At 31.7% G+C, this 14,993-nt stretch carries 14 protein-coding genes; 8 read left to right on the forward strand and 6 right to left on the reverse strand.

Translation table 11 applies throughout. From position 1 onward, the window contains the following. From J3U59_RS03615 to J3U59_RS03650, 8 genes are all read left to right on the forward strand, one after another. On the forward strand, positions 1–200 hold a 200-nt coding region (locus tag J3U59_RS03615), incomplete at its 5' end, for a hypothetical protein (protein WP_267333253.1). Positions 201–1,006: 806 nt separating this feature from the next. Further along, positions 1,007–1,315, forward strand: coding sequence for a phage holin family protein (locus J3U59_RS03620; protein ID WP_267333252.1), 309 nt, complete (start codon positions 1,007–1,009; stop codon positions 1,313–1,315). Positions 1,316–1,516: 201 nt separating this feature from the next. Next, positions 1,517–1,957: a lysozyme gene (locus J3U59_RS03625; RefSeq protein ID WP_267333251.1), complete on the forward strand. Its 441-nt coding sequence runs from the start codon at positions 1,517–1,519 to the stop codon at positions 1,955–1,957. Positions 1,958–1,979: 22 nt separating this feature from the next. Continuing rightward, positions 1,980–2,327: a hypothetical protein gene (locus J3U59_RS03630; protein WP_065633599.1), complete on the forward strand. Its 348-nt coding sequence runs from the start codon at positions 1,980–1,982 to the stop codon at positions 2,325–2,327. Between the two features lie 564 nt (positions 2,328–2,891). After that, the gene (locus J3U59_RS03635; RefSeq protein WP_267333250.1) at positions 2,892–3,728 is read left to right on the forward strand and encodes a hypothetical protein; all 837 of its coding nucleotides are present in this window, start codon (positions 2,892–2,894) and stop codon (positions 3,726–3,728) included. A 696-nt stretch (positions 3,729–4,424) separates the two neighbouring features. Then, positions 4,425–4,742: a hypothetical protein gene (locus J3U59_RS03640; protein ID WP_267333249.1), complete on the forward strand. Its 318-nt coding sequence runs from the start codon at positions 4,425–4,427 to the stop codon at positions 4,740–4,742. Between the two features lie 214 nt (positions 4,743–4,956). Continuing rightward, positions 4,957–6,336, forward strand: coding sequence for a sialate O-acetylesterase (locus J3U59_RS03645; RefSeq protein WP_267333248.1), 1,380 nt, complete (start codon positions 4,957–4,959; stop codon positions 6,334–6,336). Between the two features lie 80 nt (positions 6,337–6,416). Beyond that, positions 6,417–7,259, forward strand: coding sequence for a hypothetical protein (locus tag J3U59_RS03650; protein ID WP_267333247.1), 843 nt, complete (start codon positions 6,417–6,419; stop codon positions 7,257–7,259). Between the two features lie 583 nt (positions 7,260–7,842). Here J3U59_RS03650 and J3U59_RS03655 read toward each other — a convergent pair. The 6 genes from J3U59_RS03655 to tssA form a co-directional block, all read right to left on the reverse strand. Continuing rightward, on the reverse strand, positions 7,843–8,484 hold the full coding sequence (locus J3U59_RS03655; RefSeq protein WP_267333246.1) for a cysteine hydrolase: 642 nt from the start codon (positions 8,482–8,484) through the stop codon (positions 7,843–7,845). A 1,104-nt stretch (positions 8,485–9,588) separates the two neighbouring features. Beyond that, entirely contained in the window at positions 9,589–10,023 is a 435-nt protein-coding gene (tssE, locus tag J3U59_RS03660; protein ID WP_267333245.1) for a type VI secretion system baseplate subunit TssE, read from the reverse strand. Then, positions 10,020–10,538, reverse strand: coding sequence for a type VI secretion system lipoprotein TssJ (gene tssJ, locus J3U59_RS03665; RefSeq protein WP_267333244.1), 519 nt, complete (start codon positions 10,536–10,538; stop codon positions 10,020–10,022). The genes tssE and tssJ overlap by 4 nt, the downstream gene beginning before the upstream one ends. 16 nt (positions 10,539–10,554) lie before the next feature. Beyond that, a complete protein-coding gene (gene tssG / locus J3U59_RS03670) occupies positions 10,555–11,595 on the reverse strand; it encodes a type VI secretion system baseplate subunit TssG (protein ID WP_267333243.1) in 1,041 nt (346 codons plus the stop codon). Further along, on the reverse strand, positions 11,559–13,322 hold the full coding sequence (tssF, locus tag J3U59_RS03675) for a type VI secretion system baseplate subunit TssF (protein ID WP_267333242.1): 1,764 nt from the start codon (positions 13,320–13,322) through the stop codon (positions 11,559–11,561). The genes tssG and tssF overlap by 37 nt, the downstream gene beginning before the upstream one ends. 54 nt (positions 13,323–13,376) lie before the next feature. Next, the gene (tssA, locus tag J3U59_RS03680; protein WP_267333241.1) at positions 13,377–14,987 is read right to left on the reverse strand and encodes a type VI secretion system protein TssA; all 1,611 of its coding nucleotides are present in this window, start codon (positions 14,985–14,987) and stop codon (positions 13,377–13,379) included. Between the last annotated feature and the right edge of the window lie 6 nt (positions 14,988–14,993).

Below are 14,993 nucleotides of genomic sequence, written 5' to 3' on the forward strand. Positions count from 1 at the left end.
ATAATCCGGTGCAATGGACGGTGTTAGTGGCGTATTACTTAAAGAATGTGTCTTGTAATGCACAAGCGAAAGCGATAGGTAAAAGGCCTCACGACATTATCAATATTTTGAATCAGGCACAAAGTTTTGTGGGTGGAAATATTTATCCATTTTTCAATAAAAGTAGTAAAAATGTTAAACATTGCAGTGAAAATGCTTGACATTGCGCAAATAAGCATATATAATTAGTCCATAATCAAAATTTAAACGCATAAAAAAGCCCGCTAGCAATAGACGGGCTTTTTTGTTATGTGATTAAAATTGATATTACCTATCTAATTGCTTTAACATGAAGTTGTTTAATTTAAAATATTTTCATTATATATTTTGGCTGTCTTTAATTTTTTTCTTAAAAGATAATATGCTTTGTTTATCATTTATTAGTTTAATGGCATGCCTAGTTTAATTATTCGTTATCTTTAATGACTACTTTCTGTTTTATTGCACCACCTTTTTAACACGAAAAATTGAATAAAAAACAATAAAAATATAATGTTAATATATTTGTTATTGGTTAGTATTTAAAATCGTCATTTTATTACACTCCAATATTGTGATAATGATCCTATCCTTTGAATTGTTTTAAACGATATTGTTTGATTTATAATTATTTATTTTATTTAGTAAATCTTATAATAAAATCATAAAGTAACATTTAACCAATTCCATCAAAATTAAAAATGTTTATACCTTTCTATTTGTACAAATTATCGTTCTTATTATCTCAATCAGATCGCGTAGATTGATTATAAAAAATAATTACTAGTTTATAGTTAGGATAAATAGGATTTTCCTGCTTAATATTATTTATCGATAAATAAGTTATTTTAGTATCAAACAATTGAGTACTAATCAAACCAATTTAACATTGGTGTTTTAGTTTATGTTTAAAAAAACTCACATTATACCTATTCGAACATCATTCATTTTAATTATCTAATTCAAAAACACTTATAAGGTTAAACATATGCCAATCAAAGATCCCGATAATATCCATTGGATAGTTGTTGTATATTTATTTTTTGTTACGTTACTTGGCTCATTAGCCAGTTATTGCTATCACTTACTTAATGGTCATAAGTTCTTTTTGTGGACGTTAATTGCTCAAATATTTATATCGATTTTTGCGGGTGCTTTGGTCATCCTTATTGCTAGTTATTTCAATTGGGCTTTTGAAATGGCTGGAGGAGTTGCAGGTTTGGCAGGCTGGTCAGGCGCTAATTTAATTAAAATCCTAGAAGAAAAATTACTTAAAAAAATGAAAGATAATGATTAATAAGTTATTTTTATAGATTATTGAAATAAATTAATCACATAATCAATGTAATAAATTATTCTAAAAATTATTGATTATTTTTTTACTATTTATTGATAGTTAATAATGTTCTTTTTTATTTCTTCTGATTCCCATCAATTATCTAAAAAATTTCAATGCAATATAAAGATTTATAACACTAAACAATATTAGGACAATGTAATGATTATTAGTAAAAAAGGGTTAGAACTTATCAAAAGTTTTGAAAGTTTAGCGGTCAAAGCCTATAAATGTCCAGCTGGAATCTGGACCATTGGTTATGGTCACACCAAAAATGTGAAAGAGAATGACAGAATAAGTCAGGCACAAGCTGAATGTTTTTTAATGCAAGACTTATATCCAGTTGAGCAGTCGATTAATAAATTGGTGAAAGTTAAGTTAAATCAAAACCAATATGATGCGTTATGCTCATTTGTATTTAATGTCGGTGTATCAGCATTTAATCAATCGACTTTATTAGCAAAATTAAATATTGGTGACTACCTTGGTGCATCGAAAGAGTTTTGTCGTTGGAACAAAATCACTGTTAATGGTGTTAAACAATTATGCATTGGTTTAGCTAATCGTAGACAAGCTGAAGAAGATTTATTTAATCATTTCTAACTAATCTTTTAGGGAAATAAAAATGGCAAAAATTGCAGGTGTTTTTATGTTTCTATGCTTGTTATTAATTTGTTTGTATATAAAACAAATCCAGGTATCTAAACAAAGGTTAGAACAAGTTCAAGAACTGACTAATAAGCTTTCTCAGCTTGAACAGAAAACGATAAAAGATAATCAAATTATTGCTAATAACGAAATTACAAAACGAAACCTTGAAAATCAATCCTTAGAATTGCAGGAAAAAATTGATGACTTACTTAAAAATAACCAATGTGCTAATGAGTATGTTCCTAGTGATATTACTAACAGCTTGTACGAAAGAGCAAAAAGTTTACATCAATCGACCAATATCCGAAAGCTTATTAACTGATTGCTTACCTGCTTTACCTCCTAAACCATTAACCTTTGCAAGTAGTCTTAAATATAACGAACATTTGCTCAATGTTATTGAGAAGTGTAATCAAGATAAAAGGGCAATCCGAGCTTTAAACCAATAAGGTGGTTGATAGAAATTAGAATGATATATCAATAGGTTATTAATCTAATTTCTGTTTTCTATAGCGGCGTAAGGTATCAAATAAAAATACCCAGTTTTTAATACATATTTTAACACTCTTTTATAGTGTTGTTTTAACGGGTTAATTGACTTAAATTTATACTAAATTAACTCGTTAAATTGATGCAATCCCCCCATTTTAGTTGGCAGTCAATGCAATAACCCATTCCTTTAAGCAAAAAAATGAATGGCAGGTTGTTTAATAACAACTTCGCTATCTACCTATCGATATGACTGGCTATTATTTTACTAAATAGTGAGTCATTTTCGATTATTACCTTGTGTAATAACATTAGTAAAAACCTTGCGAAATAAACTTTTATTCAAAGTTAAACGCAAATTTCTTTTTAACTTAAATAACAAATAATGGAGAATTTTATGTCAAATTTACAAGATCTAATTCAGAACAGTAACTTAATTTCAATGGCTGACATTGAAAAAATGATTAGTTTAGAAGCAGTTACCATTTATAAGAAATACATTGAAAAAACCGGCGATTTTAGTAATCAGCGAGAAGCTCGCCCAAATAATTTCGCTTTAGCACTGTTTATTAATAAGTTAGTTCAAGAAGGGTTGCATAATAAATGTACTGGTTTGTTTTATTTAGCATCCCCTAACAATAACTTTGAGCATATTAAGTATAGTATAATCGGTGACAATGTTATAGATCGATATAGCGATTACCCAACAGTTCGATATGATGGAACAAAAATCGAAAGTCGTGCAGATCTTTATGATCATCAAATCATTGATGGTTCATTAGACAAGGATTTATGTTTGGTATTTATGATGTCTAAACCTTCTACTTATGGATTTGATTGGGGCGGAGAAGACGAAGTAAACCACGTACATGCATTTTCTTCTGCTGGTAATGCAGATTTCTTCGACCAAGCTATCTTTAAATGGAATAATGGTAAAAATGCTGCTGTATCAAAATCTGAAGATCCACAAGATCCTGTCGGTGTTTATGTTATTCATGTTGATGGAACTTCATTAGATTACCGTCATCGTGCTGTTAATTTAACAAAATATGTTCCGCGTTCATGTGCTAAATTCTGCCCATCTTTATTAAATTATAACACTATTAAAAATCCAGGTAACGGTACAATGAAGATGTATGCTACATTTAGTAGTGGAATTGAAGGAAAAGGTTTAACTCCATCTGAAATTACTAAGATTCAACAAATTTTTACTGAATTCGAAGCATATCTATAATCATTAATTTATTTTTAAATTAAAAACCCACAATTATTGTGGGTTTTTTCTTGCTAATAAATGGCTAGAAAAAGATTTTAACTTTATGATTATAATTTAAATTATCAAATAACTTTTCATTTATTGCTTAATGCTAACTAATAAAGTGAAAAAGTGCATGTTTTAAAACGTGGTATAGAAGCTTTTAAGTGCAGCTACAAATAGGGTATAACCACCTATCTACCATAAATTTAAATGATTAATTCTAGTAATGATTGTTAAATATTTTAGGCAGCAATTACGATGTTTTTAAAAGTACAATTCAACCCTCAAGTGTAAAAATTTAAAAAAAGTATGCTTACATCACTATTTAATAGCTAAACATTAAATGAATTAAAGTATTACTTGTTTCAAACTAGGTATGCTTTATCGATAAGTTATCCTCAATAAAAATCGAAGTTTATAATCATTTTTTCGCGTTTTAGCAAATTAAATTAGGCTAATCAAAAAATCCAAGCTTTTTTTAATTAGACGTAATTATATTGTCTTAAAAATAATTTATATATCAAAAACTATAAAACTCATATTTTCAAATAGATAGAACAATACAAATTTGTATGGTGGAGGATGATATCTTCTTATTTATGAAAAGTAATATCAGATCTAATTTAATTATTTAGCTATATTTTTTATATGAATAACAAAGGTGAAAATAATATGACAAATTCAAATGAAACATTAAATGATATACCGTATCAAACAAACACGCTTCCACAAAATTTTTATGATGTAAAAGAGGATGGCTATTATATTTGTAATAGAAATGGTGAATATGTTTTAAAAATCGATAAAGACGGTAACTTTCATTTTATCAATAAAGAACCTTCAGCATTTACTAATACCCCGAATAATGGTTTTTCGATTATTGATAGGTTAGGTAATGTTGTTTTTAGAATTGATGAAAACGGATTTTCAGAATTTAAAATCAATCGCCAATTTGCTCTCAAATTGAGAGTGATTTTAAATCAATTATAACAACATAGATCATCAACATCGATGTCTAAAAAATAACTTAAAAATGTTAAAAGCAAATCATATGGTGGTATCTGCTATTCATTTTAGGTTTTTTAGACTGAAATTGAATAAAAGTAAAACAGGTTTATTTAGTTACTTGTTTGTTATAACAAACCTTGTTTAATTTGATAACTGTATTTTGCTTTTTATATATAACTAAGGACAAATAGCAATTATGGTAAATTTAAACGATTTATTGGATCCTGAAAAGTCAATACCAGAAAATTTTTCATTCAATAATACTCAAAAAAATGGTTTTACTATTGCTGATGAGCAAGGCAATGTCTCTTTCAAAATTGATGAAGAGGGTAATACAAAATTTAATATTGATAAACAATTTGCTGCTAAATTAAAAACATTAATCTATCCACCTGATTCAGGACTTGCTGATATTAATCATATTATTACTTATGGTCAATCACTAGCAGAAGGTTCAAATTCACTACCAATTCAGACACCAACTAGTTTTTCATCGTCAGCAAAAATGTTTAATCATGGTATCAAAACACGATACGCTTCGCAAAATAAATACCAGTTCTTAGACAATCATCGTGAGTGGCAGAATGGGGAGAATGGTGAAACACCTGCTGCAGGCACTGCAGATATGTTTCTTCGTGAGTTTGATAAAAAATCATTAAAAAATAAATGGATACTTTCTTCTTGCTGTGCAAAAGGTGGCAAGTCTATATCAGAGTTATCTAAAGGTACTGAGTACTATAATTATATCCTTGAAGATGTTAGAAATGGTATGCGTTTAGCAGTTGAACAACGAAAATCATATAGGGTGATGGCAATTACTTGGACTCAAGGTGAGTATAATTACGGTACAGGTATTAATCAATATAAAAAAGCCTTGAAACAATTACGCACTGATCTTATTCAAGATATAGAGGCGATTACAGGTGATGATTATTCAGATTTACCATTTATTATGTATCAAGTTTCTTCCTCTTATTCTAGTAAAAATTCAAAAGATTATCCAGATGTTGCATTAGCAAAATTAGAATTAGCGCTTGAAAAAGGTAGTGGATTTTATCTGGCTACACCTATATATCAGTTGAGATATCATGACGAATGGCATTTGTTAGGACCAAGTTCTAAGTTATTAGGTGCCTATTACGGTTATGTTTTGAGTAAAGTTATATCGGGTGAAGATTGGCAGCCATTACATCCAATTTCTCACACTATCAACGGTAAATTTTTAAACCTGAAATTTAATAAATCTGGTTTAACATTTGATAAACCTGAATATTTCGAAAATATAAATTTAACTATCCCAAATAGAGGGTTTTCAATAAAAAATTCAGTGGGCGAAGAAATTATAACTAATGTTGAACGACTTAGTGATGATAATAATTGTGATACGCTTCGTATAGAGTGCAAAGAGAGCCCAAAAAATCTAATAATTACTTATGGTTTTTTCGATATAGAGAATCGGAATGCTGGTGAGTTGCATGATAATAATAACATTGTCTATCGTATAGGTGATAAAGATTACCATTTATATAACTGGTGCGTTATTTTTAATTACCATTTAAGCGAGCAACAAAATTAATTTATTTTGATTAAATCTTAAAACTAAAATATCGATTTTAATCAAATTTTTTAAACAACAAAAATAAGTGGAGAGTTTTTATGTCAGGTTTAGCAATTAAAGTTTCAAATGTCGATTGGAATAAAAATAATTTAGGTTCTGTTAATTACGGTAGTGATAATGGTAATAATATTAATAGAATTACTACAGTGAGTGAAAAAGCTTATGCAATTTATGAAGATTATATTACCAAGTCAGAAAGACCAGATAGTCAGTGTTTATTATTACTTATTAATGACTTAGTAAAAGAAGGATTAGAACAAAAATGTAAAGGATTATATTATCTTTCATCAAAATATCAAAATATCAATCATATTAAGTATAGTGTAATAGGGAATTATAACTTAGACTCTTATGCAGATCCCATGATTTCAGTTAATGGTATTCAAGCTAATGAAAATGTTAGTCTATTTGATCACTATGAGTATGATCTAGGAAATGTTGATTCGAATCTATGTCTGGTTTTCATGATGTCTCAAGCTTCAACTCGTGGTATTGAGTGGGGGGGAGAACAATATGAAAATTATGTGCATTCATTCGTTTCTGCTGGAAATGCTTCTTATCTTGAAGGAGTCATATTTAGATGGGGTAAGGGGAATGATAAAATCGAATTAGTAGAAGATAATCAAAAAAATGATGGTGTTTATGTTATTCATATTAATAAAAATAAGCTAGTATATAAACATAAAGGAAAAACAATCAATAAAACACTCTCAGAGCAATCAAAATCTAAGTTTTGTCCTCGTTTAATGAATTACAGAACCATAAATGACCCATCAAAGGGGACAATGAAATTTTATGCTACATTTAGCCGAGAAGATTTAACTGCATCTGATATCAATAAAATCCATGAAATTTTCACAAAATATGAACATTTACTTTAAACTATAAGTATGTATTTACATTTAAAGTCCATACCTTGGTATGGGCTTTTCTTCTCTATAAGTTCACCATTTATTGTCATTATTAAAGGGATAATTTTATATCGTTATCCAAGCTCTTGCGCTTCACAATTTTCTACTCCTCTCAAATAGACTAACATTGTAATTATTATTAATAATCAAAATGTTATTCTTTCAACAATCTCTTCACACAAATTTAGTGTTTAGCTTTTTGCTATATTACTAAGATTTCACTTGTTTTACACATTTTAAATAAAAAGTTTTCAATGTCCCTTAATCTCTTTTATATTAAAATCTATATTTAATTGGTATCTCATTAATTTTTTAATCCTATCAAAACGATTAACTCACAATCATTGAGATATTATTAGATAAGAGCAAAAAATACCTACGAATGATTCGTTATATTCCAATTTAAACAGATTGCTATTGATTGCTCTAATACTGTTAATTGATATTTAGCTTAAATTTGATGAGTATGATATAGCTATCCCAATGTTGGGACAGCCTAACTTATTTTTATATTAAATTGAATTTATTTAAAATATTTATATTGTTTAACAAGTTAGCGATCATCGTACAATCGTTCAAATTCTTTAGTCGTTATCGATTCGCCGTAATGAGGAACTGTGTATTTCAACATGTGTTCTTGCTGAATTTTATCGAATGTACCTGTAGCATCACTAATGATGACTGGAAAATAGCCTTTGTCTTGAGCTTCACGAAAGGTCGATTCTACACAAACATTGGTCGCGTATCCTACTAAATAAAGTGTTTCAATACTATTGTTTCTAAGGTAAATGTCTAAATTTGAACCAGCAAAGCCACTGGATCCGGTTCTACCCATTACAATAAATTCTTCATTTTTTGGTGTTAATGTTTCATAAAATTGCGAATTAAAACTATCGACAGGAAATGTACCAAAGTGACTAATTGCATGCCTTAGGCCTGTTTTTCCATTGGCTAACTCTGGATAACCTTTTTGAAATCTCAAACCACAATGGATAATTGGCATGTGAATTTGCCTTGCATAAAATAAGCTTGATTCAATATTTTTGATTGATTCTTCAAATAGATCTTTATCTTTAAAGCTTTGGTATAAATGTCCAGAAGGATGAAGCCATTCATTTTGGCATTCGATAAGAATTAATGCAGATTTTTTAATATCTTCTGTTTTTGATTTTAACATAGGTACATGTGTATCCATAAAATATCCCTATAAAATATGTTGTTATGTTTAATTTAAACACCTCATCATTATTGATATTTGGTGTTTGTTTTTATATAGGTATGCTATTTTACTGATATAAATATATTTTGCAATTTATTTACAATAATTGTAGTTAAATTACAATATAGGTAAATTGGTATGGTAATTGATTATCAATTTTTAAAAACATTATTTAGTGGTGTTGGGAAGGTATCTCAGATAACAGCAATACCAACACGATAAATTCCTTATAGGGAAGGCAAAGGTGTTGTAAAAAGTCTTACTAAAGGAGAAGCGCAAAAATAGATAGGATAGCTATTTCAACATTAAAAAAAGTTTTTCATTAAATAGGCTACAGATGAAGGATCCATTTTAGAAACAAACAAATTAAAAGTAGTCAAAAGTATCGAAATGGTGAAATCCACATTAAAAAAGTTAAAAAAACAGAGCGTATTAATTAAAGTATCTACACTTATTGATATAACAAAATTAGGTAGTAATATTGACTAAAATATACGGTGGTTTTCAACTTTATAACTCTGTTTTTTAGGTGCTTTACAATAAAAAGTGCTCTCATCCAGTTGAAAAAATCAAAAAAATACTATCATCAACCCACCAAGCAAAATGATTATGCTAGATATTTTTTACTATAATAGAATCATACCGCTGCATTATTGTTTACTGTAAAATTAAAAATTAAAAATTAAAAATTAAAACATAAACGATACTTATCTTTGCTTAGTTCTCTCGTTTTCATTACGGTTACTTTACTAATATCGTTTACCAAAGCCACTTGATTTAGCACCCTTGATTATCATACCTTTTTCAAGCTAATTGATTGTATGTTTTGAATTTTTCGTAGCATGCTAGTTATTATATTTTTCACTGTATTGCTATCGTCATTTGCAGCACTATGCCAATCGGCATAATGTCGCCAGTTTTGTAATAGTGTTAAATTAGTGGAACAAATTCCTTTAACCAAACCAATCGCCAAATCGTATGCCATAACATGCTTTGGCGCCAATTTATTTATTTTGATTGCTAAACGATTTTATAAATTTAATGTGAAAATAATTAACTTAAAATTTATTATTTAATTGGTCAATTTTTGTTAACACTGACACCATTACGGGTGTATTTCAAACGAGCTTTACCATCGGGCATAAAATAAGTTCCATATTTGACAAGTCCACCTTCTTTTAAATGGCAGGTTAGTTCATAAGCAAGGACCATGGTATCATGGTTTTTATCGTCGATATGGATATCAATAGAAGATAACCTAGGTTCATACTTTAATAGTGTTTGTTCTATTGCTCTCATCAAAATATAAGCTGATGAGGGTAGGGCTTGAAAGATGGTTGACATATCAGGTAAGCCATAATCGGGCATATGTTTTACTGCACCAGCCCGACTATTTAAGATACGTTCAATATTATCCATGACACTAATAATGGTTTGCTCATTTTCCGCCACATCGTCGATGGGGATGCCTGATTGAAAATAGCCATAAAGAATATCGTATAATGAAGCACTCATTTACTTTCATCCACTAGTTTTATAGTATATTGGCTTGCAATAATTTGCCGTGGTTTAGTGATATTTAAATCACTACGGGTTAATACCATTCGCCAACTATTTTCCTTTAAATTAGGGTCTTTATAAAGTGCGGCAATTCCCACAACCTCAGCTTTTTTATCAAAAGGAACATCAACAGAAACTGATGTGTTAGGTTTCAAAATCAATTCTTTACTCTCAATTAATGATTCCTTTAGTGCATCACTATCTTGGTTGACCAGATCCTGATAAGGAACGGAATTAAATGTTTTGTCATCCTTTAATTGATAAATACGAATAACAACAGGTGAAGAGCGGCTGTCATCATCCATATTTAATTCTGCTCTCGCAATAAAATCCAGATGTATTGTCCTAATATCCCATGAAAAAACAGAATTACTTAAGCCAACTGCACCTTCTGATACGCTTTGGGCAATTCCACAACCTGTTAATCCTATGGTTAATATACTTATTATCAAGACACTAATTAATCTCATACTTAATCCTTTTCTATTATGCAGCATAATCTATTCCAGAGTAGTAGCCTATGTTCACAGCAACTTCATCCTCAATCTTTTCGTTAGTCGTGTTTTTTATTAATGATGCTGTTTGACCTAGACGACTATTGTTAGGCTTTAATTGACTTCGCGGTAAAAATCGACGTTGAATACAAAGTGTCATTTTGGCATCAACCTGATAACCTAAATAAGCGCGTAATAAAGCCATCAAATCACGATGTAACTGCCCTCCAGGTAGTAAATCAATCACTTGCTGTTCATACTGAGGCGTAATCGCAATATGAACGGTTTGATTACACTCTCTAAAACGAGAACCTAATACCGCCCCTCCATTTAAACTAACCGGTTGTACTTTATCGCCTAATTGTGCTGGGTTATCAATTGACTGCCAAATAGGGTAGAATTCACTTACTACTACTTTTGCATCATGTACTAAAACACGTACCAAGCCAACAATACCGTCAGCTGTACGTGTTTTTTGTGTGATTAAACCTAATAATGCCAAAAAACGTGATGCTGGCGTACCAATTTGTTCTACCGTGCCTTTGATACCCAGTCCAGTTAATCCAAGCAAACATTTTGATAATGGATCTTTTCCTCCACTTAAAAAACTCGCAGGATAATGATATTTTAACCAAATACGATAAAACTGAGTGATGGTACGATGATTAAACATATCCAAGAAATCAGTCATCACTTGATAGTTTTCTTCACGACGAATGATATTATCAAGTAAGCCCAGTGGTAGTACCGAGTCAACCCCATATAATCCTAAAAATCGCGTTCTTACTGTCGCGGGTCGATTAACATAAGGTGCTCTTTCGATATATTTTAGTTCACTAGCAGGAAAAGACATATCGATCGATGGTGCAAAACGCAAAGGATCGGCTGCGGGTGTTTCGTATTTGCCAAGTATAGGTTCATTTGCATACATTTGCTCAAGTAATTGACAAAAACGATAAAAATTCATTTTTGGCAAAACACTTTCAAGTGTTTGCATTAAAAGGCTGTTTTCGATATTTTGCTGTGATTCCATATAATTTTATTTCCTGTTGGTAAAGGAATAATAACTAATTTAGTGAATAAATTTACATCGGCATACAGGGCAAAAAATTGATGTAACAACTCACCAAAAAGCATGACATCGCCTTCACCGGCAAACTGATAACTATTGAGCGTCACCTCTATTTCTATACCTCGCTGTAGCATTCCTTTTTCGATACGCTTAATCATTCGATGAGAGACATTAACAATGCCCTCCAATCGTCGACGATTGAGTTCGTTATCGGTCCAATCATATAAAGCTAGCGTTCCTCGTAACACTTCTGCATTCATCAAGGAGAGATAATTCGGTGCTAAATGCGATAAAACGCGCCAATAAAAGCGATCTTCCGTTGGCGGATAACATGGTAATGTTGGCGAACATAAATTATGTACGCGGCTTATGCTGTTTTGAGCATGACAAAGTTCATCAATACGGGCATTGCGTAATACTTTACGCGGCAACATACCATTTGTACCGGTAATTTGTAATGATAATGTTTCGGTTTCTAACATTTCATCTTTATCCCAGATCTTACCGCCCAGAATTAACCAAGTTTCATGTAATCCTGATGCGCCTTTGCGAACGCGTGTATGATAATATCTTTCAGGTGCATCATGCCTTAACATTCCTCCTCGATGTTTGAAGCTGGTAAAAGGCACATAGTGATAACGACCATTACGGGTGATGGCCTCCACATGTTCAACAGAATAAACCTCGACATGTCCATCTTGACGAAGTAACGGCCTAAGTAAATACTCGCTCTCCAATTGGTTAACAACGATCGGATCTGCCTCTAATTCAAATAAATTGATAACAGGAACACAATGTAAACGGATATTGTCGTGATTAAACGGCATATCGGTTGGCCAATTTTGATTTAAAATGAGCTCAATATCGATATAACGGCAATGTTCTGGTACATCATCAATATTGAGTCCATGAAGATCCACAAACATAAATTTTTCACGAAAAGCGAAATATTCCAATAAAAGCTGATAGCCGGCAAAAGCATTATCTGGTTTTAACCATAACCGATCATCATCAGAAAAACCAACTGGGGTTATTTTGCCTTGAATTGTTACCCGATTTTCCGGGTTTGTTGAATACCGTAAATGCATGGAGGCAACTTGCTGCGTTAAAGCAAAATGCAATGTCGACGCAATGGGGCCATCAGCATTCAAATAAAGTCGTAATTTAGATAGATCAAGTTGTTCAAAATCTGCTAACTCACCAAAACTTAAACGCAAAGTAATCATACTCCGACCATCATGATGAAATCCTAAGTTAGCTTGACTAATTTTAATTGGTTGTAATATGACATCTTGGGTTGTTCGGTAAGGGCATTTAGTGCCAGCTTGTCCAAGAGGCTCACTTTGTACTTTTAATCCTTCAGGAATGAGCTCTTGGCGCGATAGTGTTGCATAATTGGGCGTTAACTCGATAATCGATAATGAGGGGATTAAACGTAAATAATGTGGCCAAAGTAGGCTAACCAGGCTTTCAGTGAGTTCAGGCAAATCATCATCAATTTTTTGGCGTAAGCGGCCGGTCAAGAAAGCGAAGCCCTCAAATAAACGCTCTACATAAGGATCGCGATCACCTACTCGATCTAAATTTAGTTCACTTGCCCTATCAGGATGAATTTTCGCAAATTCTTTTCCTGCTTCACGCAAATAGCGCATTTCTGATTCGTAATAGCGTAGAATTAGATCATCCATTGTTTGTCTCTTTGATTATTATTTATTATTCCTATCCAAATACCATGAATCATATTACATTACACTTAATGCTCTTGCGGGATCGAGTTGCATTAATTCATGATGTAACTGCTCAATTTGAGCAGAAAGATTTGGTTTTATACCATCTTTGAGATGATTTTTTTGTTTCATTAATCGTAGTAAACATCGTTTTACATCAAATAACAATTCCGGTTCCCATTGTAATAAGGTGATACCTTGTTGTTGTTCATTAAGTCCAATTAACAGTTTTAGTGCCACATCTTGTTGACCAAATTGTTCAGCTACACGTGCTTGGGTGTATTGTAGAAAATATCGTTGCTTAGGAGAGCGTAATGACGGTAAATTTTGTAACCATTGAAACGATTTCTCTAAATTTTCAGTGTGTGCGAGTTCTAATGCTTGTTTTTCAATCTCATTCCAATCGTTTTCGCCCGATACAGCAATTTGTACCATACTTTCACCTTCATCTAAATGGTGAATACGGGCATTGTTACTTATCCAACTTAGTGTTTCATCATCGGCAAATGGCATCCCATTTTCAAAACAAAGATGTTCAACGCCGTTTAACCGTTCTAGCATCAAACCAATATCAGTTAGATAAATATCAGCCCAAGATTGATAAGGTTCTCCCATTTTTTGTAATGCTATTATGGTTGCACGTTGTAAATCTAACCAAAAGTGATTGGCACTTTCGGTGAATGCAGCCTCGGCTCGTTCAAAAAGATCATGCCATTGTTGTTGAATAATTAAACGACTAATATGTTGTTTGAGTTCTGTTCTTGGTGCTGGCAATCGTGTTTTCCCACGATGATCCGCTGGTGGTAAATCATTTATGGTATCCCAACGAATAACTCGTAAAAAACGCCCTGCTGCTAGGTAGCCTTCAGGTTTTTCGCGTAAAAAAGAAGCCATTTTTCTAGCTTGTTCGAGTAAGTCTCGTTGGGAGCTGATTTTGACTTCACCTTCGCCACGAATTGGTGTAGATAATGGTGGGGAAGGTGGTGGCTCCTCGGTGTTTTCTTCCGTCTTATTTAGGTTGGGCGCTTGTTTGATTCCATTTGTAAAAAAATGAACTAAAGCTGTTAAATCAGGGGCGCTAATTGGGTGATTAAGATCTTCATTTACAAATAACGTATTACAACAGGTATCAATCATGTTTAATGCTACAATAATACGTGTTAAACACGCTTCTGGTATCGGCTGTAATGGGGTCAGTTCATCAATAAATTTACTACTAGCTAACCACTCTATGGCATTTTTACGAATATTGTGACGGGAAGGGTAAATCGATTCACCAAATTTGTCCAATAATCCTGCTAGTAGCTCAACCCCATCAGCAAACCCTTCTGCACCATCAATATGTAAACGAGCCAAGCAATAATAAGTGGCGACACGAATATCTTTACTATTTTGTTTCAAGATAGTTTCGCTTTCTGTTGCAATCAGCGTGTAATTAATACCTGAAAGTTTAGTTATTTCTTCTTTAATCTCTTGAAAAGAATCAGAATATGTTAAATCTTCACCCGCTGGTTTATCTAAACTAATTGGCTGTAACCAATCCGCCCAATGTTGATTTAATTGTTGTGCTATGGATTCTTTTGGATCTTGCTGTCCAAAAAAACGGTTCAATAGTTGACTAAACATAAAAAT

Source organism: Gilliamella sp. B3783, from assembly GCF_026536125.1.
Lineage (GTDB): Bacteria > Pseudomonadota > Gammaproteobacteria > Enterobacterales > Orbaceae > Gilliamella.